Genomic DNA, 21,162 nt, shown 5'->3' on the forward strand with positions numbered 1-21,162 from the left:
GGCCGGGCAGGCGGACAAGCCGTCATGACATGGCGGCTTCCCTCCCTTTCAATGGGACGTAAGCGGGCCTCTTCCTCAAGTAAGCTCGGCGAAACCAAGTTACCTCAAGGTGAGGATAACACCTCGGGGATACTTGCGGCGATAAATTTCAGTACTTAACAAACTCCCGCGCCCTACTTATAATGGCAGAGAACTGATATTTCTCTACAGCTGACGGGAGGTCGTAACCATGAAGTATCGGAGATTGGGCCGCAGCGGTCTGAAGGTTAGCGAAATCAGCTTGGGCAGTTGGATGACGTACGGCGGCTATGTCGACGACGACCGGTCGGTCCGTTCGATCGAGCAGGCGTACGAGCTGGGTGTCAATTTTTTTGATACGGCGAATGTGTACGAGAGAGGCGAGGCCGAGCGGGTCATGGGCAAAGCGCTCGCCGCGTATCCGCGGGAATCGTACGTGCTCGCCACGAAGGTGTTCTGGCCGATGGGCGACGGTCCGAACGACCGCGGGCTGTCCCGCAAGCATATTATGGAGCAATGTCACGCCAGCCTGAAGCGGCTCGGCACAGACTATGTCGATATTTACTACTGTCACCGCTACGATCCGGACACGCCGCTCGAGGAGACGCTGCGCGCGCTGGACGATCTCGTCCGCGCCGGCAAGGTGCTGTACGTCGGGGTCAGCGAGTGGACGGCGGCGCAGATGACGGAAGCGCTCGGCCTGGCCGACAAATATTTGCTGGACCGCATTGTCGTCAATCAGCCGGTCTACAACATGTTCAACCGCTATATCGAAAAAGAAATCATCCCGCTCGGTCTGGCCAAAGGCATCGGACAAGTTGTCTTTTCCCCGCTTGCGCAAGGCATTCTGACCGGCAAATACCGCAGAGGTCAGGCGATCCCTGCCGACAGCCGCGCTTCCAGCAAAAGCTGGACCGAGACGCAGCTTAACGAAAGCAAGCTGATCAAGGTCGAAAAGCTGGAGGGCATCGCCGCGGAGCTCGGCATCAAGCTGTCGCAGCTGGCGCTGGCCTGGATTTTGCGGCAGGACAACGTCGCCAGCGCGCTCATCGGCGCCAGCCGGCCGGAGCAGGTGGTCGAAAATTGCGCCGCTTCGGACATCGCCTTGTCGCAGGATACGCTGGATGCAATTGAGCTGATTTTGGAAGGTTAATGGAAAAGCCCGGTTCCATCATAAGGAATCCGGGCTTTTGACTTGAATGCCGGGACGCCGCGCGCTACAATGATCACTATATTTTGCATGAGAACGGAGCCTGCCTATGGTCAAAACCATCGTATTCGTCGCGCTGCTGCTGATGTACCCGTTGTTTTTGCACATCGTCAACGTACACGATATTCGGGCAGTCCCGCTGATCGTCCCGTACGCGCTCGCTTCGCTTGCCGTAATCGTCCTCGCCTCGGAGCTGGCCGGCTGGATCGGCAGGCTGCTGGCGCGAAAACGGTGAAGGGCGCCGGCCCGGTTTAAATCTCCTGTATCTTATGGTTGTCCTCGGTTCGAGCTTCACGTATAATGATGACCATGGTCATAAATGACCGTGGTCATTTTTATTGTTGGAGGTGCATGTCATGTCCAGGGAAGCCCGCAAACAGAGCGTCAAAGAGAATATCGTCCGCAGCGCGATCGAGCTGTTCAAGCAAAAAGGCTACGACCGCGTCACGGTCGAGGAGATTGCTTGTCAAAGCGGCATTGCCAAAGGAACTTTTTTCAACTATTTTCCGAAAAAAGAACATGTGCTGCTGCATTTGGCCGACTCGTACACGGGCCTGATGGGCGACATCGTTCGGCGGCATCGGGAAGGCGCGATCAAGGATCGGGTGCTGCATGTTTTTCAGGATCTCGTCGCGATGTATTGGCGCCATGCCGAGCTGCTGCGCCTTGCCTTGGCGGAAACGATGAAGGCAGCCGTTGAGTCGCCTGAAGGGGGAGCCAACCTTGCCCTGCTCGAGGACGCGCTGACGGACATGATTCAGGAGGCCAGGGACGACGGCAGTCTTCGCGGCCGCTGGGATGCGAGGCTGTGCGCCTCGGTGCTGTCGGGCATTTTTGTCCATACGCTGATCCGCCACGCCTCTAGCCTGAACGAAGCCGAGATCGTGGAAACGCTGCGGCGGCAGTTGGAGCTGGTATGGGAAGGACTCGCCGATGCGTAGACTCGCAAAACTGCTGAAAAGCAAGATGACGATCGTGCTTATCGCGGTTATTGCTGTCGTCTATTTGAACAACAGCGCTTGGCTGGCGCGGACGGAAAGCGGCGGGCCGCTGCTGCTCGCCCATCGGGGGCTGGCGCAAACGTTCCCGCTGGAAGGCGTAGAGAACGATACGTGCACGGCCGAACGGATGCATGAACCGGAGCATTCCTATTTGGAAAATACGATTCCGTCCATGGAGGCGGCTTTCGAAGCGGGAGCGGATATCGTCGAGCTCGACGTGAAGCCGACGAAGGACGGGGCGTTCGCTGTTTTTCACGATTGGACGTTGGATTGCCGCACGAATTTGACCGGCAAAACGACCGATTACACCATGGCGCAGCTGAAAGAAGCGGATATCGGGTACGGTTATACGGCTGATGGCGGCCGAACGTACCCTTTTCGCGGCAAAGGCGTCGGGTTGATGCCATCGCTGGAGGAAGTGCTGGACCGTTTTCCCAATCAGGCGCTGCTGCTGCATATCAAGAGCAATGACCGCCAGGAGGGCGAGCAGCTTGCGCGGGTGCTCGGCGGGCTGCCGGAGCCGCGATTGCAGCAGCTCACCGTATACGGCGGCGATGAGCCGATCGATGCGCTGAAGGCGCGGCTGCCTGAGCTGCGCGTCATGTCCAAAGCGACGCTGAAGCGCTGCCTGCTCGCCTACGAAGCTGTCGGATGGACGGGCTACGTCCCTTCAGCCTGTCAACATACGCAGCTGCACATTCCCGAGAAGCTCGCTCCCTTCCTATGGGGCTGGCCGCATCGGCTGGTTGGCCGCATGAACGAAGCGAATACGCGCGTCATCGTCGTCGGCGGAGACGGCAGCGGCTTCTCAAGCGGGTTCGATACGCCGGAAGATATTGAGCGTCTGCCGGAAGGCTACACTGGCGGGATCTGGACGAACCGGATCGACCGGATCGCTCCGTTATATAGGCGAGCGGAGTGACGGAGCAATCCCCCGGCAAATCGGCGGGGGATTGCGGAGGCTGCGGCCTCGCGCCAGTGCCGGGCCCGCGCAGACCCGCGCAGGCGCTGCCAGGGCGGAAGCCAGCGGCGCAGCGGATGCCTTGGCCGACAGAGACGGCGGCGCTTCCGGCAAGGCCTTGGCTAGCTTGCGCCTCACAATAGCGGGGCGGCGGGTGCGGGCATTCCGAGCCGACGACCCGGTGCTATCCTTGATCGCCTGTCAGGCGCCCGAGCTAGCCGCTGCAAACGAAAGCCGTCAGCTGGCGCGAGAGCCTGGCGAAACCGGACGCGAGCCGCTCCCCGTCAGCCGTTCCGGCGGAAACACCTGTCTTACGGAAGCGATGATGACTGTCGCCAGCGCGGCCTTGAGGGCATCGCCGAGTAAGTACGGATAGAACCCGCCCACCATCGCTTTAGATAAGGAAATGCCGGTGACATGCGCCAGCCACGGAACACCTGTCACGTACAACAGCAGCGAGCCGAACAGCATGATAACGAAGAACGCGGCAATATTACCGGCAGCCCCCCGCATCTTGATCCTCGGCAACACAAGGCCGATGAGCAGAGCGGCAAACGGCCACATCCATATGTACCCGCCCGTCGGGCCAAGCAGAACCGCAAAGCCTCCCATACCGCGCACCATCGGCAAACCGACGGCCGTCAGCACGATGATCAGCGCCATGCTCAGAAAACCGTATCTCGCTCCGAGCAGCCCTCCTGCCAGCATGACGGCGAGCGTGGAAAGCGTAACGGGAACCGGAGTGAAGCCGAGCGGAATGCTCACATAGCTGAACAGCACCAGCAGCGCCGCCATCAGCGCGCTAAATACGATGCCTTGAAGCGTAAATTTTTTCATTGTCTGCCTCTCCCATTTCTGATATTGTATAATTGTCAACCGATAACGAATTTATATGGTTGACAATCGGGATTATAGCACAACCTTCTGATCAGACGAAAGGATTTTTTTCTGATGCAGCACAATTCTTCTATTCTTTACTCTTTGCAGGGCGCGTCCGTCGTGTATCCGACTGGCGGCGACGCCCGCCGCACGGTATGGTCCGGCGTCTCCCTCGACGTTCTGCCTGGGGAATGGATTGCGGTAACGGGACCGAACGGCAGCGGCAAAAGCACGCTGGCCGGCGTGCTGCTCGGACTGTGTCCGCTCTCCTCTGGCCAGCTGGTCCGGGCGGAGCATCTGACGGCGCGGGGCGTCCTGCAATCGCCGGATGTGCAGTTCGTCGGCGATACGATTGAGGAGGAATTCGCTTCAGTGCCATCGGCAGCGGGTATGCCGCGGGAAGCGCTGCACGCGCTGTGCCGAAGGTCTTTGCAGGCCGTCGGCTTGCCTCTGGAGCCCGATCGCGAGCTGAGCACATTGTCGGGCGGACAAAAACAGCTCGTCAATATTGCCGTCGCGCTGGCTTCCGATCCGGACGTGCTCGTGCTGGACGAACCGACGGCGATGCTCGATCCGGCTGCCAGAGAAGCCGTTATGGACGCGGCATGCCGAGTTCATCACAGCGGCACCTCCCTGATATGGATCACACACCGCCTGGAAGAGACGGCGGCAGCCGACCGCATCATCGCCTTCCGCGACGGAGCAGTGCAGTTTGATGGAAAGCCGAGGGAATTTTTCTATGGAGATGGACAAGCTCAGGAGGATGCCGGCCGTGCTGCGGCCCATCCGCCCTGCTGCGGGATCGGGCTCGAGCCGCCGTTCGTGGTGCGGACGGCCGGGGAGCTGCTGCGCCGGGGAGTTCGGCTGGAGCCGCTTCCTCTGAATGAATCGGAGCTGGGGGAGGCGCTTGCGAAATTATGCCGTTAACCTTGCAAGGGGTTCAGGTGCTGCCGGCCGGCGGCTTGAACGCCCCATTATTAAAGCATACGAATTTGACGCTGAACGATGGCACGATTACGCTGCTGATCGGCCGCACCGGCTCCGGCAAAACGACGCTGCTGCAGACGCTCGCCTGCCTTCGCGAACCGTCGTCGGGCAACGTTCTCCTCGACGGTCAGCCATTGTGGCGCAAGCATCGCGTTGCCAAAGAGCATTTGCTGCGCCTCGGACTTATCTTTCAATTTCCCGAGCAGCAGCTCTTCGCCCGCAGCATTCGGGAGGAGTTCGCCTACTCGCTCCGTCCTTACGCCCTCGATCACAGCGAGCGGGAGCGGCGCGTTCGCGCGTCCTGCGACGAGCTGGACCCCGGCGGCGTTCTCGGTCCAGACCGCTCGCCGTTCGCCTTGAGCGGCGGAGAGAAGCGCCGGCTTGCTTTGGCGACGACGTTCGCAGCGGCGCCGGACTGGCTACTGCTGGACGAGCCGACAGCAGGCCTTGCGTCGACGGCGTCTAGCGAGCTGATCCAGCTGCTGCGCGCGAAAGTTTCTCCGGGCGGAGGAATTGTGATCGCGACGCACGATCTGGACACGTTCTTTCCGCTCGCCGACCGGGTGCTGCTGCTGGCCAAAGGCGCCATCGTCTTCGACGGGACACCAGCCGAGCTGTGCCGCATGCCGGAGCGGCTCACGGCTGCCGGCGTCGGATTGCCGGGCTGTGTCAAAGTCGCCCAAGCGCTAGGCTGCTCCGGATTGCACATCGCCGGCGATCTCCTTACGCCGGAAGCGACGGCCGAGGCGATCGCCGGAGCGATTCGCGCCCGGCTCGCGGAGCGCTCTTCCCCGGACAACGGGGGCGCTAGTGGCTACAAAGCGCGGCACCGCCTCCTGGAGGCGAGCCTCAAGGCGCCGCCGCTTGGAGCTACCTTGGCGATTCGCTCCGCGGCCGCGGCCAGCGCGACAGCGAAGGCTTCAGGCGCCGTTTCCTTCAAGGGGGCGGGGCCTAGCGCGCCCGCAGGCGGCGCTATTCCGGCGCCGGTGTCCGATGCGGCGGCGGCCGAGGCCACGCTCCCGGCTTCCGTCGCGGCGGCGGCGGCCGGGTTCGCGCCTATGGCTTCCGACGCGGCTGCGGCGGCCGAGTTGGCGCTTCCTGCGTTCGCTGCGGACGGCGGTCGGGCGAAGCCGTATTGGCACCGGATCGATCCGCGGGCCAAATGGCTGGTCTATGCCGCACTCGTGGCCGGCGTCATGCTGCAGGATCGCTGGGCCGGCATGGCGGCCGCCGCCGTCGCCCTCCTCGCCGCCTTCCTTGGCGCGCCGCGCTCAGCAGTTCGCGGCGGCTCCAAGGTCGCCGTCCTGTATTTGCCGTTTCTGCTCGTATCGGTCGGCCTGGCAGGCTTGCAATGGCCCGGCACGGGGGATGTGTCCGCAGTCGGCTTTGCAGCGGACAAGGCGCTCGCGACCGGACTGAACGTCACCCGCCTCTTTCTTGTCGCCATGGCCAGCTACTGGCTGACTGTCACGACGCCGTACGGCAGCCTGGCCCAGGGCTTGTATTGGGCTTTGCAGTTCGGCCAAAAGCTGCGGCTGCCGGTCGATTCGTTCGTGCTGGCCGTATCGACGCTGTTTCGCTTTATCCCGCTCATCATCCGCGAATGGCAGCGGTTTTCCGCCATCGTGCGGGCTCGCGGCAAAGCCCCGCTTCGCCCCGGCAGCGTCCGGATGCGCGACGTTCCCGCGCTGGTCGTGCCGCTGCTGCTCTCGCTGTTTTACCGCGCGGAAGAGATGGTCACAGCGATGCAGCTCAAGCAGGCCGGCGGCGGGACGGGGGCGCATCCCCCAATACGGCTGCAGTGGACGCGCAGCGACAGCTTGGCCGCGGCCGCCGGGCTCACCGGGTTCGGCGTGCTGCTATGGCTGCGCGCTCTGCTGACATAAAATGCGGCTTTTTGACAATTGCCTGGCAGTTGCAGTAACAGCAAACAGAAAACGGGGGCCAGCGCCCCCGCTTCCTCTCCAATCGCCGCGAATTCAACGGCTCGTTCTTCTCCGGCAGAGAGCAACTTCAGCTTGCCCGCCACCGCCACACTCCCCTCCTCATCGTCCTGCAAAATAAAGCCCACAGCCCGGCATTTTCCCTTTTACCGCCGTCATCCCTGAAAAATCGGCTCTTTTCTTGTCCCTGCAGCGTTGCAAGCGCCTCGCCATCTGTATAAAATGCATCTTCATGATGACTGCATTCAGAACGATACTTTACACCTTGCTCGTGGTCTGCTACTTGCTTGGCATGCTTACAGGCTGGGGCTGGACGACACCTGCCGTCGGGACATTGTCCATCCGGTCCCTGGCTGTCTCGCTGCATGACGCGAAAAAAATGTTCCAGATTGTCGGCTCGCTGTTCATCGCAGCGGGTATTGCCTGTATGGTCTGGACGGGCATCCCGCTCCGGGCTCTGCCTATCTCATGACGTCCAATGTCATGCTGATCTCGCTGCTGTACATGCTGCCTTTTGTAAACCACGTCATCCGGATCGGCGGCTACGACCGGCATATGAGCCGTTGGCTCAACGTCCGTCGCAAAGGGCATGTGGGACATCTGTATGCGCGCTCGCTCGTTGTCAGCTACTTGCTATGCCTGTTTCTGTTCTTCGCTCCCCCCTGTTGCATCGGATGCTCGGCAAGCATTTTGCAGACAAGGACCGGAACTTCGCCAATCGCTTTATGGCTATGTCCGTGCTGCGGGGCTTCGGCACCGTAGCCGTCTGGAACCTGGTCGAGCCGCTTGTTGCCACGGCGGTGCTGCTTACCGGGGTATCGTACATGAGCCTGTCCCCCTGGATATTCGGCCTGTCGCTGGCGCTGCTGGCCGTCGGAGCGCTCTGGGGGCTGCGTTTTCGCCGCATGCCGCTGGCGGCATCGGAGGAGGCAGGCGCGAAGACTCCCTCATGGCCCAAAACGCTTCGAATTTTCAAGATAGACCCCCATGCCGCCTTGCGCGGCACCATCAGATGGTGAAAATGTGCCGCGGCGCACCAAGCGCTATTTTCAAGATAGCAAATCTTGTATTTTGTACAACAAAAATGGGGGGATTAGCGGCATTTGCGGCTCAATGTTGTAGAATGTGCAACATTTGGGGCGATGCGCCTTGATTTGAAGCCAATCGCACCTAAATTGTTGCACGAAATACAACATTTCCCCAACTCATGTACAAAGGATACGGAAAATGTTGTATTTTTTGCAGGATTCGTCGCCTCATGCGCCCGGGGAGGGGCAGCGCTAACGCGGTTATTGCGGAGTCCGGACGTTATTGCGGAGCCCGGACGTTATTGCGGAGTCCGGACGTTATTGCGGAGCCCGGACGTTATTGCGGAGTCCGGACGTTATTGCGGAACCCGGACGTTATTGCGGAGCCCGGACGTTATCGCGGATTGCGGACGTTATTGCGGAGCCCGGACGTTATCGCGGATTGCGGACGTTATTGCGGAGGGCGAACGCTAACTCGAGGTTCGGGAACCGCCGATTGATGCCGCACCTCTGTAACGTTGACAAAGGGAAGGCGTGGCCGAAGCTCGCCTTCCCTTTATCGCGCCGATGCGAGAATACGATGGGCGATATTGCCGGGCTTCCCCCACTTCCCAACATCCTTCGGCCCGCAGACCGCCCTGTTGCAAGTTTCACCCTGAAGAACCATCAATGCAGCCACTGCAATTGCTCCGCCATCGGGAAGACGACCTCTTCCTCCACGCTCAAATGCTCCTGCAGCATGCGGCAGGCCTGAACCAGATGCGCGAGGCATTCGCTGATCTGCGGCTGTCCTTGCTTATCGTGGCTGTCTACGCATTTCAGGAAGGAGCGGACGAACAGTTCGGCCAGCTCGCGGTCCTTCTGCATCACCCAGATCGAGGGCTGGATCGAAGGGACCATCCGTGCATTGCAATACGTCTCCAGCCACGGAAACAGCTCCCGCTTCTGCCATCCGGCATGCTCGTCGAGCTTGTGCAAAAATTCGATCAGCTCGTCCCGCAGCTGCAACAGCTCCTGCTCGCTGCATTCGGAACCGCCCTCACCTGTCCGCCGTTCCGCGGCAACGCGGATCGCCGTCAGCAGGCCCAACAGCCGTTCATGCTCTGCCTTTAGTCTCGCGTAAGCCGTTCCGAATTCGTCCTCCGCCTCATTTTTTCCGTCTATACTAGTGATCCAAGCTTTGCTCATGAATGTTACCTCCCATGCATGATCAAGTCGCTCGTGCTTATGATCCCATTGTAGAACGGCCTCTAGCGGCGGAGATGTAAATTCGGTCACAGCTTCCGGAGATGTCGACGAATCGACACAATCGCGGCTGCGTACGTGCTCGGTCTTCAGCGACGACACGGCTTGCCGTCCCATCCGGCTCCTGCAATAGCCGGTCGGCTCCGCCCTCGCCGCGGCGTGCGGCTTTAGACGGCTCCGCTTTCACGTTCCGTCCGACTTCATGCCCGGCTCTGGACAACGAGCCCGCTTACAAAGCGGCTCGCGCGGCTCTTTGCTCAATCCTCCACGACGACACGGCTCGCCGTCCCATCCGGCTCCTGCAATAGCCGGCCGGCTCCGCCCTCGCCACGGCAGCGGCTTAAGACGACTCCGCTGCTGTGCTGCACCGTCCAGGCCGCCCCTGCCTTCGGAGCGATTGCGACGTCGCTGAAGCGGATATCGCTGCCGTACGTGCACTGCACGCCGCTGTCCGCGGCAATCGCCATGCGGCGGCATTCGATATCGCGGATCGGCATCTCCGGCAGCCCCTTCAGCTCAACAGCCTGCTTCGCGCCGATGCAGTAAATGTCCTCCATCCGGATGCCGCGAAAGCTCGGCGTCTCCTCCGTGACCGGAACCGGCGCGCTGTCCTCCTCCTCCAGCCCGTAATACATATTGAAGCTGATGGCTGCACCGGCGATATCCTTCATCCGAATGCCGCGGATGACGATATTTTCGACGACGCCTCCGCGGCCGCGCGTGCTCTTGAAGCGCAGGCCGACGTCCGTTCCGATGAACGAGCAGTCCTCGACGATTATGTTGCGCGCCCCGCCGGACATTTCGCTGCCGATGACAAAGCCGCCGTGGCCGTGATACACCGTACAGCCGCGGACAGTCACATACTCGACCGGTTTGCCGAAGCGGCGCCCCTCCTCGTCTTTGCCCGACTTCATGCAGATCGCGTCGTCCCCGACATCGAACACGCAATCCTCGATCAGCGCATAGCGGCATGATTCGAGATCGAGGCCGTCCCCGTTCTGCGAATACCACGGATTGCGCACAGATACCCGGCGCACCGTCACATGCTCGCAAGCCCACGGATGAAGGTTCCAGCCCGGCGAGTTCTGGAAGGTCGGCCCTTCCAGCAGCACGTACCGGCATTCCCTCAGGCTGACAAGCACGGGACGCAAAAACGTGCGATACGGAGCGTAATCGTCCAGCTTCGCCGCAGGGTTCGCGTCGAGGGCGGCAACCGCGCACGCCCCTTTCATCGCTCCCTCGTCCGGCCACCAAATGTTCGTCTCGGGATCGACGACTCCGCCCGAGCTAACGAGCGCCTTCCACTGCCCCTCCGTCATCTTCCAATCCTTCACCGGCCGCCAGGCGTCGCCGCTGCCGTCGAATACGCCTTCGCCGGTAATCGCTACATGCTCCAGCCCTTCGCCGAGGATTGGCGGCGTCGCCCTGACGCTTTCGCGGCCTTCCCAATGCGAGCGCATGAGCGGATAATCTTCGGGATTTTTGCTGAACACGACAAGAGCGCCTTTTTCAGCGTGCAGATTGATCCGGCTTTTCAGCCGAATCGGGCCGGTTAGCCACAGTCCGGCAGGGATGATGACCTTGCCCCCTCCGGCACTCGCGCAAGCCTCGATCGCGGCGGCAATCGCATCTGTATTCATCGTAACGCCGTCTCCGACAGCGCCGTACTCGGTAATCACAAAGCGCCGTTCCGGAATCTCCGGCAGCTTGACCTCCGGCATCGATGGAAACGGCCTTTCGTTCGCATTCGTTGTCTCGGTAAACATAGTCATCTACTCCTTCAGTTTAAACGCTCTCTTCATGGTAAGGCATAAATCTGATAAAATCTTTGCAAGAAGATGACCAGTTTACGCGAAAATTTCATTCTTTTGCTCTGAAGGAGGCGAAATGGTGCATGTCGAAGACGTTATGGCCGATCTACGGCCCAGGCGAGCACAGTTTTAAAATACAATATTTGGAGCAGCAAACCCCTTACGCCATGCGGGATTATCATATGCATCCGTATTACGAAATTTTTTACCTGCTGCAGGGCGAGCGCATTTATTTCATGAACGACAGGGTTTATACGGTTCGGCCCGGCGATCTGATCGTCATCAATCCATACGATCTTCATCGGACGACCAGCGCGGACGAGCCGGCGTATCAGCGCATTTTGCTCAGCTTTCATCGCGAATTCGCCGAGCCCGACAGCTGGCCGCCGGACATGCCCTTGCTGCCATTCGTCCCGGGCTCGCGGCTGCTTCGGTTCCCGCTGCGCGAGCAGGAAGAAATTCAACTGCTGCTGCAGGAAATGATCGAGGAATGCAAGGAGATGCGGGAAGGGTGGGAGCTATGCGTGAAGGCTGCGCTCGTGCGACTTCTCGTGCGTATTTATCGCCGCAGCGTGCAGGAGAACGACGAGCCGGAGACGTTCGAGCATCCAATGCACCGGAAGGTATCGGAAATCGCCGTCTATTTGAACAGCCATTTTACCGAGGATTTGACGCTGGAACAGGTGGCCGCCCGGTTTTTCATCAGCCCGTCGTATTTGAGCCGCATTTTCAAAAAGCTGACCGGCTTTCATTTTCGCGAATATTTGCTCGTGCTCCGCATTAAGGAAGCGCAGCGGCGGCTGCGCGAGACGAACGAGAAGATCGCCATGATCGCCGAGGATCTCGGCTTCTCGCACGTCTCCCATTTTCATACGACGTTCAAAAAAATGACCGGCACCTCTCCCCTCCGCTACCGCAAAAAGGAGCTGGGCAGCCGCGAACCCGAGTAACGGCCCGCCTATGACCGTCAGCGAATGACCTTCTCAAGCTCAAAAAAGAAATGAAGGAAGGATGGCCCGAGCATGATGAACATATCCGATCAAGAAAAGTTAGCATCGTGTCGCCGCTCACTTCCGTTGACGGAAGATGGACGGTTATTTGTTATGTAGAGTGTCGGAGAGAAGGAGGTGAGATTGGCGGTGGTGAATATAACATCAGCCGACAACCATAAGGAGAGGCGTGTCGTAAATAGACGAATAGGAAGACTGTAAGGTTAGGGCCCAACATCTTCCCATCTTTTCACTTCTGAGGTTTGATTTGGTATATATTCTACCCCCAGTAATGCGTAATACGAACTATTCCTTGGCAACTTCAACTCCAGTGCTAGTTTCTTATTTTCAGAAACTACTGGTTTACTTAATTGCAATGTAGTTTCCAACTCATCGTCTGCCTCATTAGGAAGTGGTGGAAATTCATCTTTCCACAATACTGCCTTTCTAAATTTCCCTAAATCAAACACTACATTCATTTATCTAACCCCCAAAACTTAAACCATGAAGAATTAAATTCTCCCGGCATGGATTTTATAACATCGGGATGATACACACTAAATGGTGAAACATTATATTTCTGTATTGCAGATGCATGAGCAGTATCGTAACTCATACCTTTTCTCATTTTTGTAAACTCAGAAACTTCATGCATCTAAAAGCTTGCTTCTGCTCCTGTCAGTGGTCTGCCACTTTGTAAAGCATCTTCTAATCGTTGTATCATTGCTTGATTTGGAGCGTATGAATCAAATGTGGAAATATGGTTTTTAACGATATCGAGCCCTTTTTGAGATACGTTTATCTCCATCCCTTCAAGTTTTCCTAATCCTTGACCAGTCGAACCTGAGAAATTAGGATTATGCCGCTACTGGGACGAGCGACCCGGCTACTTTCCTTTTATTGGTCAGCTGTTCTAAGTGTTATCCTTTCTTATCCTTTTATTGGATATATCGGTTGGATAAGCATTTTTCATTCATTTCTGGGGTTGCGGAGTACTAGGTCTGCCCGGCAAAACAGCACCCTAGGCTAGCGAGCATTACTAACGAGCATGAAGAGAAGTCTCGATCGAAGCACATTCACCAGATAAGCGGGGCTGCGCTTGCGCAGCAGTTTTGCCTGGCACGGAATGCCTCACCTCGATTTGACACTATTTACGCTTTATCGAAGCCAAACTTTTCCGGCAGCGCGGAGAAAACCTTGCCTTCGGTATGGCCCTTTATTGTGCACATCCACACTTTGCTGCGTCGGAAATGCTCAGCCGACGGCCCCTGAAGCCCGCTTTTAGCGTGCGAGCTCCATATCAGCGTTCGGACTCTGCTTCAGCATGCGAACTCCGCGTTATGCAACAATTTGGAATAAAAGGGGTTCACCCCCGGGAACGTGGCCTAAAATGTTGTACGTTGTGCAACATTGAGCCGCAAATAGGGCTTATCCCCCCCGTTTTTGTTGTATCAATTTTTCAATACCGCAGGAGACGCCCGATGAATAAAAGGACTTCTGATATTTAAAAAAAGAAGCCATCCCGATCAGGCCAGCTTCATGACCATAAGGGACGGCTCCTGCCGCTTCTATCCCGCTTCCCGGCGCCTCAGCGGTTTCTCCAGTAGATCTCGCTCCATCTCAGCTCGTTGCGCAGCGATGGGATCGAGGTGTTCTTGTCGATGATAACGCACTCGATGCCCGTCATCTCGGCCCAATCAATCAATTGCTCGACGGTGACCACATACGAGAAGACGGTATGATGCGCACCGCCAGCATAAATCCAGGCTTCCGCCGATTCGCTCAGCGACGGCTCGGGCTTCCACAGCACGCGGGCAACCGGCAGCTTCGGCATCGCCTGCTCCGGCTGCACCGCGTTGACCGTGTTCACGATCAGGCGGAATCGTCCGCCCATATCGACGAGTGAGGCGTTGACCGCTCGCCCGGAACGGCCGTCGAAGATCATACGGGCCGGGTCTGCCTTGCCGCCGATCGACAGCGGATGCACCTCGATGCGCGGCTTCGTAGCCGCGATGGTCGGACATACCTCCAGCATGTGCGCCCCGAGAATGAGCTCGTTGCCCGGCTCAAGATGATACGTATAGTCTTCCATGAACGACGTGCCGACATTGTTGGCAATGACCTTCATCGTGCGCACCAGCGCCGCCGTCTTCCAGTCCCCTTCCCCGCCGAAGCCGTACCCCTGCTCCATGAGCCGCTGAACCGCGAGGCCGGGAAGCTGCTTCACGCCGTGCAGATCCTCGAAGGTCGTCGTGAATGCGCCGAAGCCGCCCTCTTCGAGAAACGCTTTCATTCCAAGCTCGATGCGCGCCTGCTCCAGGATCGCGTCCTTGACCGGACCGGCCGCCCTGGCCTCCGGAGCCAGCTCGTAACGCTCGCAGTATTCGTCGAAGAGACGGTTCACATCCGATTCCGCAATGTCGTTGATGCGCACCGCCAAATCGCCGATGCCGTAGCCATTAATCGACCAACCGAACTTGATTTGCGCTTCGACCTTGTCCCCCTCCGTCACAGCAACCTGCCTCATGTTGTCGCCGAAGCGGGCGATCTTGAGCTGGCGGCTCTCCGTGAAGGCGACCGCCGTGCGCATCCAGCCGCCGATGCGCGACTGCACGCCGGCATCCTCCCAATAGCCGACGACCACTTTGCGCGGCACGCCCATTCTGGCGCCGATGAAGCCGTACTCGCGATCGCCGTGGGCAGCCTGATTCAAATTCATGAAATCCATATCGATCGTATCCCACGGAATGTCCCGGTTATACTGGGTATGCAGATGCAGCAGCGGTTTGCGCAGCTCAGCGAGTCCGGCGATCCACATTTTGGCCGGGGAGAACGTATGCATCCAGGTGACGATCCCGGCGCAGCGGTCTTCCGCATTCGCTTCGACGCACAGCCTGCGAATGGCGTCGGGCGTCGTCAGCACTTCCTTGAACACCAGCGAGAAGGACAGCCCTCCGGACCGGTTCAGCGCTTCGACCATTTGCCGCGAATGCTGCTCCACCTCCTGCAGCGCCTCAGGTCCGTACAAATGCTGACTGCCGGTAACGAACCAAAACTCGTACGATCTGGATAATTGCATGAAAACTCCTCCTTGGTCGGGAAATAAAAATCAACGCCTTCTTTATTGTACGTACATAAAACGAATGAAAGCGGATTATACAGCAGTCGAACAAAAATTCGGTACGAATTTGTACGTACAATATTGATTCCATTGTACTCCGGCCTTGTTGATTTTTCAATCCATTTCTGCGTTAGGAGTGGACGCGAATCTCTCACCGCCTGCCGAGGCTTGAGCTTCTTGCTGCGACGATCGGGCGGCTGGCGCGTTATGGGGTTACCGCACCGCGGCCATATTTTCAGGTTGAAACTCCCAGCAACAAATCATCTAACTCATTCGTATATACAGGTGTATAGCAGATGGGACAAAAACCGACGGATTTTTGCGATCGACATGCGCGCCAGCATGGTCGTTTTCGCAGCAAATCCACAAAGCGGGATCGGAAAGCGTGGGGGCAGCGGAGCGACTGGGGATCAGACATAGACAAAAAAAAGGAGCGGCAGCTCCTGGCTGCATGGCTCCAACTTGGGGAAAAAGATTGCAAAACCAAAAACCGTTACAGTACCCGCTTAGCCTTCACGAATCTTCCTTTCCAGTAGCCGCTGAAGGAAGTATATTTCACTCCGCCCTTGCCGTAAGTGTGCAGCAGCTTGTCGTTGCCGGCGTAAATGGCGACATGGGTAATGCGGTTGGAGGAAGAACCGGCCGATTTGAAAAAGACGAGATCGCCTTTTTTGAGGTTTTTGATCGATACCGTAGTTCCTACCTTAGCCTGGTCTCTGGATACCCGCGGCAAGGTGATGCCGTTTTTGGCAAAAACCGTTTTGGTGAAGCTGGAGCAGTCGAACGTTCTCGTCTGGCCGTACTTGGCGCCAAATTGGTATGGCGTGCCCAGGTAACGTTCGCCCGTCTTAATAATGGCATTCGCCTTCGAAGCCGAATAAGCAAACGCCGAAGGGGAAATGATAGCTGTGAAAGCAAATAGGCACATGACCAAAGATAGCATCGTTTTCCGAATCATGGATCAACTTCCTTTCGTTTATAGTTTTCTCGGCGGGACATTAAAAATGGTAGCATACGAGAACTGGCATCATAACCCTCCAATTTGTGGCAAAGCCCTGTTTTCAAATAACCATCAGATGGAAAAGCCCATAACGACAAGGATTTTCTTGTATTGCCGAGGAAAAAATTGGCCCTGGTTTTCATAAAAAAGCATGTGCAAAAAAAGACCGAAATCCTTATGATTTCGGCCTTTTTTAAGCTAATTTTAATGTTTTTAAGGTTCGTTTCAGTTCGTTTCATGTCGCTTTCATTGCAGCCTTCCGGCAAAAAGGCCGCCGTTCGCTTTCGGCTTGTCCGCCGTTTTACGATACCGCTCGATCAGCTTGTCCAGCCGCAGCATTTGGTAGCCGTAATCGTACATCGCCGCGGCGACGATGATAAGGCGGGAATGACTCTTGTCCGAGGCCGCTTCCACCGATCTGGACTGCTGCATGAACCGCTCATTGCTTTCCTCTACCCGCTTCGCCTCATCGGGGTCCGGCTTCAGCTTATTTTCATACTTTAGCAGGATGCGCTCGTGGAACTTGATCAGATGCTCGAGATGCTGATCAAACAGCTGATCGGTCCCAAGCGGCCGCTTCGCCTGAAAGTAATGCCGTTCGGCTGCATCCAGCACCTCCATCCCTTTGCCCAGCGTCAGCAGCATTTGCCGGTATACGACTAGCTGCCGGGTATGGCCAAGCTTGCCCCGCTTCAGCTTTTTCAGCTCTTCCTCCAGCAGCTTGAATTTATCCCCGAGCGATTTGAGCGCGTTCTCCAGCGCCTCCTTTTCGTCCCGGAACACTTTTTCCTTCATTTCATTAGAGATGACGGTTCGCAGCAGCAGCGACATGCGGGCGAACACCGATTCGATCTGCTTGACGAACTGCTTGCGCGGATTTGGCGGGAAAAAGATAATATTAATCAAAAATGCCGATACGATGCCGATGATGCTGAGAACAAAGCGGTTCAGCGCAAACCCCCAGTCGCCCGAAGCCTCCATGACGGAAATTACGGTGACCAGCGTCAAGCCTACCGTTTCTTCCATCTTCAATTTCATGCAGATCATGATGACGACGATGCACACCAATCCGATCGCGAACGGTTCGTTGGACAGTAGGGCTCCCCCCGCCATTGCCAGCGCCGCGCCCATCGTGTTCGTCTGCAGCTGGTCGAGGAAATACCGCCAAGAGCGATAGATGGACGGCTGCATCGCAAAGATAGCCGCAACCGCCGCGATCACCGGCGGCGTAAATTCCAAAAGCACGCTGATGTACAAGGAGAGGGTGACCGCCATCCCCGTTTTCAGCATTCTGGCGCCGAATACCAAAACAATCCCTCCATCTGGATGTCCGATCTCGAATTTATCTTACACGGGATGAAAGGGATTTGCAAAGCGCATAATCGCTCAGAAGCTCGAAAGCTCCCGAGCGGCAGCTATAGCCGGGGAGCTCTTGCAGTCGGTATCAACCCGTATATGTCGGGATGCCGGTCATTGGACGATGACCCGGTCGATCAGCCCGTAGGCCGCCGCTTCTTCCGCGGTCATATAATAATCGCGGTCCGTATCCCGGGCGATCTTCTCGATCGGCTGGCGGCAGCGGGCGGCAAGCAGCTCGTTGACTTTGTCCCGCGTCTTGATGATGTTGGCAGCGTGTATGGCGATATCCGACGCCTGGCCTTTAATGCCTCCGCCTCCGACCCACGGCTGGTGGATCATCACCTCCGCGTTCGGCAGCGCGGCGCGCTTGCCCGGCGCGCCTGCGGCGAGCAGCACCGCCCCGAAGGAGGCGGCCGATCCGACGCAGATGGTCGCTACGTCCGGCTTGATGAACTGCATCGTATCGTAGATGGCGAAGCCGGCCGTTGTGGAGCCGCCCGGACAATTGATGTACAAATGAATGTCTTTGTCCGGATCATCCGCCGCGAGGAACAGCATCTGCGCGATGATGGCGTTCGCCGTCGCATCGTCAATGGCCGTGCCCAGGAAAATAATCCGGTCCTTCAACAGCCGCGAGTAAATATCGTAGGACCGCTCGCCGCGGCCGCTTTGCTCAACAACGACAGGCACACATGCCGGCGACAAAGATTTGAAGCATATGCTGCAGGATCTCATCCAGCAGGCGGAGTTGGAAGCTGCTGAATGCGACGCTCTGCTCACGGAGCACGGGTTCGTGCCGTTCCCGGCGCTGCCGCAAAGGCCCGAGGCCAGGCTGGAGGATATTCCGGCCGGCGCTCGTCTCACCGATCAGGAGATCGCTCCGATGATCGCCGCGGACGTATCGATTAGTCTCATGGCATGCAGCCAAATTATGGGCACCTCTATCCGCGAGGATATCGCCGCGCTGTTCGCCAAATATCACGCGACGAAAGCCGCGCAAGGGCTGCAAATTTTGCGCATGAGCAAGAAGAAAGGCTGGCTTGTTCCGCCTCCGCTGCAGTTGAAACGGCCCGAGCTCGTAGAAGTGTGAGCTTGAGGGGCAATACGCGACAAACACATTTTCCGCAATCCGTAAGAAATACGACCACTTCTTTGGCGCTATGATTAACTTGAACAACCCCCAAAGGAGCTGAAGTGATGTCTCTGCGAATTTGTCCTTACTTGATGATGAACGGCAACGCCCGCGAAGCGATTCGGTTTTACGAGCAGGCTTTGGGAGCTGAAGTGATCGGCATCCAGGCTTACGGCGACTTGCCGCCAAACCCGAACATGCCGCTTCCGCCCGAGGCTAGGGATCTTGTCGCCCATGCCATGCTGAAGATCGGCGATACGGAGCTCATGCTGTCCGATTGTCTGCCCAGCCATGGCCAGCCTTGGCAATCGGGCAGCCAGGTGACCCTCTGCATCACCTCTCCAGAACCAGACAGAACCCGGCAGGTGTTCGAGGCGCTGCAGCAGGGTGGGCAAACGATATGCCCACTATGCGAAATGCCCTTCAGCCCGCTGTTCGGCAATGTAACGGACAAATTCGGAGTGAACATTACCGTCGTTACCGATGTTCCGCAGGGCATAATGCTGTGATGCTGTATTCCTGAGTGAAGAGATCACGGCGCTAACCGGTTCTGTTCGGCCGCAGATGGGCAAGCAGCGGGCCGGGCCGCTCAATAAAAAGCCGCCGCTTCACAATAGCGAAGCGGCGGCTTTGTTTGCGAAGGGAAGGAGCGATGCCGAAGCACTAGCTCGCCATGAGCGTCAGTCACGAGCGATCGCTCGAACGGTCAAAGCAACCCGGGTACATGCCGGTCGAGATCGCCAGCCGGTTCCAGCCGTTGATCGTATTGATCGCCATGATCAGGATCGTGTACTCGCGCTCGTCGAAATGCTGGCGCACGCGATCGTAGAGCCCGGCCGGCACGCCTTGCTCGGCGATGCGCGTAACCGCTTCCGTCAGCTCCAGGGCAGCCCGCTCTTTGTCGGTAAAGCACGGCGATTCCCGCCATACGCTGATCAGATGCACCCGCTGCTCCGTTTCGCCCATCGCCCGCAGCTCGCGGGTGTGCATATCGAGACAAAAGGCGCAGCCGTTGATCTGCGAAGCGCGAATTTTGATCAGCTCGTACAGCGTCCGGTCGAGGCCGCTCTCCTTGATGAACTCCTCCAGCTTGCGCATCGTTTGCAGCGCTTCCGGGCAGGCGGCATAATAATTGAATCGCAATGACATGGTCGTTTCCTCTCCTTTTCTTATTTTTGCACTTACATATAAGAAGACAACGAACCGAGGTCATTCGTGACATCCTGACCGAAAAAATTTTTTCGCCCGCCATGCCGCCATACCCTTGAAAGCGCCGATTTACAGTGCTCCGTAGATGACAGCTCTGAGACGAGGCTGATGATATGCTTCGAAATTCGGCAGCATCTGCTGCATATAGACGGCGGACAGCCGCTCCTTCGGGTCGATCAGCACCCACGTTCCGGCCATGCCGAGCCAACCGAATTCTCCGATGGAGCTGTTGCTGCCGCCGGCCGCAGGGTCGATCATGACCCGGACGCCCAAGCCGTATCCATACCCGGCCAGATGAGGCCAATCGAAATCGGCCAGCTGCTGCGGGCCGAGATGATTCGTCGCCATCAGCCCGATCGTCCGCGAGCCGAGAATGCGAACCCCGTCCAGCTCGCCGCCGCGGGCCAGCATGCTGGCGAACCGGCTGTAATCGCCCAGCGTGGACAGCAGGCCGCCGCCCCCGCCTTCGTAGACTGCGCCTGGCTGGTAATAGTCGTCCATGCTCGTATTTTTCGTCAGCGTGCCGTCCTCGGCGCGGTTGTAGAGATGGCACAACCGGTCCTTTTTATGCTCCGGAATGCGAAAGAACGTATCCTCCATGCCGAGCGGCTCGAAAATTTCGTCCTGCAGAAATTGTCCGAACGTTTTGCCTGAGACGACCTCGATCAGCGCTCCCAGGATGTCGTGGCTGATTCCGTATCGCCAGTGCGTTCCGGGATCGAAGGCGAGCGGAACGCTGGCGATCGCCTTCGAAAGCGCGCGTACGTCGTAGGGTTCGCCTGCTTTCTCCTTCTGTTTGAGCTCGTCCAGCACCTTCTTCGTCTCCCGCTCCGTCTCCATCCGGCTCCCCGCATAAGTAAGCCCGGAGGTCATCATGAACAGATCCTTGACCCGAATCGGGCCGGCCGCAGGCTCCACCGACACGGCGCCGTATGGATTGCGGCGGTACACCTGCGGGTGCCTGAATTCCGGGAGATACTCGTCCAGCGGATCGTTCAGCAGAAAATGGCCGCGCTCATAAAGCATCAGCGCCGCCGTGCAGGTGATCACCTTCGTCATGGAATAAATCCGGAAAATCGTATCCGGAGCGATCGGCTTGTTCCGCTCGATATCCGCCAGGCCGACATATTCCTCATATACCGTTTCGCCGTCCAAGGCGACCGAGCAAGCGCATCCTGCCGGTCCCTTGTCGACAAAACGATGAAGCAATGACGTAATGTGCTGGAATTGGCTCATTGTTCGATAGCTCCCTTCGAATGATTTAGCGGT

The 21,162-nt window shown here is 57.9% G+C and carries 20 protein-coding genes and 1 pseudogene; 11 read left to right on the top strand and 10 right to left on the bottom strand.

The window, feature by feature from the left end; all coding sequences use genetic code 11:
• The first annotated feature begins 229 nt into the window (after positions 1-229).
• The 4 genes from F591_RS0103515 (at position 230) to F591_RS0103530 (ending at position 3,151) form a co-directional block, all read left to right on the top strand.
• Positions 230-1,171, top strand: coding sequence for an aldo/keto reductase family protein (locus F591_RS0103515; protein ID WP_019533201.1), 942 nt, complete (start codon positions 230-232; stop codon positions 1,169-1,171).
• Between the two features lie 106 nt (positions 1,172-1,277).
• On the top strand, positions 1,278-1,463 hold the full coding sequence (locus F591_RS0103520) for a hypothetical protein (protein WP_019533202.1): 186 nt from the start codon (positions 1,278-1,280) through the stop codon (positions 1,461-1,463).
• Positions 1,464-1,584: 121 nt separating this feature from the next.
• Positions 1,585-2,169: a TetR/AcrR family transcriptional regulator gene (locus tag F591_RS0103525; RefSeq protein WP_019533203.1), complete on the top strand. Its 585-nt coding sequence runs from the start codon at positions 1,585-1,587 to the stop codon at positions 2,167-2,169.
• Positions 2,162-3,151 carry a glycerophosphodiester phosphodiesterase family protein gene (locus F591_RS0103530; RefSeq protein WP_019533204.1) on the top strand — a complete coding sequence of 330 codons (990 nt, stop codon included), beginning with the start codon at positions 2,162-2,164 and terminating at the stop codon, positions 3,149-3,151. The genes F591_RS0103525 and F591_RS0103530 overlap by 8 nt, the downstream gene beginning before the upstream one ends.
• Positions 3,152-3,427: 276 nt before the next feature.
• Here the strand turns inward: F591_RS0103530 and F591_RS0103535 are convergent, their stop codons facing one another.
• Positions 3,428-4,027, bottom strand: coding sequence for a biotin transporter BioY (locus F591_RS0103535; RefSeq protein ID WP_019533205.1), 600 nt, complete (start codon positions 4,025-4,027; stop codon positions 3,428-3,430).
• Positions 4,028-4,141: 114 nt separating this feature from the next.
• Between F591_RS0103535 and F591_RS0103540 the strand changes: the two genes are divergently transcribed.
• From F591_RS0103540 to F591_RS29420, 4 genes are all read left to right on the top strand, one after another.
• On the top strand, positions 4,142-4,996 hold the full coding sequence (locus tag F591_RS0103540) for an ATP-binding cassette domain-containing protein (protein WP_019533206.1): 855 nt from the start codon (positions 4,142-4,144) through the stop codon (positions 4,994-4,996).
• Positions 4,987-6,942, top strand: coding sequence for an ATP-binding cassette domain-containing protein (locus tag F591_RS29410; RefSeq protein ID WP_019533207.1), 1,956 nt, complete (start codon positions 4,987-4,989; stop codon positions 6,940-6,942). Before F591_RS0103540 ends, F591_RS29410 begins: the two co-directional genes overlap by 10 nt.
• A gap of 289 nt (positions 6,943-7,231) precedes the next feature.
• Positions 7,232-7,471, top strand: coding sequence for a hypothetical protein (locus F591_RS31175; RefSeq protein WP_156829434.1), 240 nt, complete (start codon positions 7,232-7,234; stop codon positions 7,469-7,471).
• A gap of 163 nt (positions 7,472-7,634) precedes the next feature.
• Complete coding sequence (locus tag F591_RS29420) at positions 7,635-8,018, top strand: hypothetical protein (RefSeq protein WP_156829435.1); 384 nt, start codon at positions 7,635-7,637, stop codon at positions 8,016-8,018.
• Between the two features lie 675 nt (positions 8,019-8,693).
• Here the strand turns inward: F591_RS29420 and F591_RS0103565 are convergent.
• Positions 8,694-9,215, bottom strand: a complete 522-nt coding sequence (locus tag F591_RS0103565; RefSeq protein WP_026326350.1) for a hemerythrin domain-containing protein — start codon at positions 9,213-9,215, stop codon at positions 8,694-8,696.
• Positions 9,216-9,529: 314 nt separating this feature from the next.
• Positions 9,530-11,038 carry a glycoside hydrolase family 28 protein gene (locus F591_RS0103570; RefSeq protein ID WP_019533211.1) on the bottom strand — a complete coding sequence of 503 codons (1,509 nt, stop codon included), beginning with the start codon at positions 11,036-11,038 and terminating at the stop codon, positions 9,530-9,532.
• A 128-nt stretch (positions 11,039-11,166) separates the two neighbouring features.
• Here F591_RS0103570 and F591_RS0103575 point away from each other — a divergent pair, with 128 nt between their 5' ends.
• Positions 11,167-12,033 carry a helix-turn-helix transcriptional regulator gene (locus F591_RS0103575; RefSeq protein WP_019533212.1) on the top strand — a complete coding sequence of 289 codons (867 nt, stop codon included), beginning with the start codon at positions 11,167-11,169 and terminating at the stop codon, positions 12,031-12,033.
• A 263-nt stretch (positions 12,034-12,296) separates the two neighbouring features.
• On the opposite strand, the gene F591_RS31180 is transcribed toward F591_RS0103575, so the two are convergent.
• From F591_RS31180 to F591_RS0103595, 5 genes are all read right to left on the bottom strand, one after another.
• The gene (locus F591_RS31180) at positions 12,297-12,551 is read right to left on the bottom strand and encodes a hypothetical protein (RefSeq protein WP_156829436.1); all 255 of its coding nucleotides are present in this window, start codon (positions 12,549-12,551) and stop codon (positions 12,297-12,299) included.
• Between the two features lie 1,109 nt (positions 12,552-13,660).
• Positions 13,661-15,151, bottom strand: a complete 1,491-nt coding sequence (gene araA / locus F591_RS0103580; RefSeq protein WP_019533213.1) for an L-arabinose isomerase — start codon at positions 15,149-15,151, stop codon at positions 13,661-13,663.
• 535 nt (positions 15,152-15,686) lie between these two features.
• The gene (locus tag F591_RS0103585) at positions 15,687-16,151 is read right to left on the bottom strand and encodes a C40 family peptidase (RefSeq protein WP_019533214.1); all 465 of its coding nucleotides are present in this window, start codon (positions 16,149-16,151) and stop codon (positions 15,687-15,689) included.
• Positions 16,152-16,439: 288 nt separating this feature from the next.
• The gene (locus F591_RS0103590; RefSeq protein WP_019533215.1) at positions 16,440-17,501 is read right to left on the bottom strand and encodes an FUSC family protein; all 1,062 of its coding nucleotides are present in this window, start codon (positions 17,499-17,501) and stop codon (positions 16,440-16,442) included.
• 162 nt (positions 17,502-17,663) lie between these two features.
• The gene (locus F591_RS0103595; protein WP_051109089.1) at positions 17,664-18,287 is read right to left on the bottom strand and encodes an ATP-dependent Clp protease proteolytic subunit; all 624 of its coding nucleotides are present in this window, start codon (positions 18,285-18,287) and stop codon (positions 17,664-17,666) included.
• Here F591_RS0103595 and F591_RS27310 point away from each other — a divergent pair.
• Positions 18,244-18,642 (top strand): annotated as a pseudogene (locus tag F591_RS27310) (DUF3231 family protein); the annotation flags it as partial. The gene F591_RS0103595 and the pseudogene F591_RS27310 sit on opposite strands and share 44 nt — an antisense overlap.
• Positions 18,643-18,749: 107 nt before the next feature.
• Positions 18,750-19,193, top strand: a complete 444-nt coding sequence (locus tag F591_RS0103605; RefSeq protein WP_019533218.1) for a VOC family protein — start codon at positions 18,750-18,752, stop codon at positions 19,191-19,193.
• A gap of 175 nt (positions 19,194-19,368) precedes the next feature.
• Here the strand turns inward: F591_RS0103605 and F591_RS0103610 are convergent, their stop codons facing one another.
• Positions 19,369-19,833, bottom strand: coding sequence for a carboxymuconolactone decarboxylase family protein (locus F591_RS0103610; protein ID WP_019533219.1), 465 nt, complete (start codon positions 19,831-19,833; stop codon positions 19,369-19,371).
• A 129-nt stretch (positions 19,834-19,962) separates the two neighbouring features.
• On the bottom strand, positions 19,963-21,129 hold the full coding sequence (locus tag F591_RS0103615) for a serine hydrolase domain-containing protein (RefSeq protein ID WP_019533220.1): 1,167 nt from the start codon (positions 21,127-21,129) through the stop codon (positions 19,963-19,965).
• Between the last annotated feature and the right edge of the window lie 33 nt (positions 21,130-21,162).

The sequence above is a fragment of the Paenibacillus ginsengihumi DSM 21568 genome, assembly GCF_000380965.1.
Taxonomy (GTDB): Bacteria; Bacillota; Bacilli; order Paenibacillales; family NBRC-103111; genus Paenibacillus_G; species Paenibacillus_G ginsengihumi.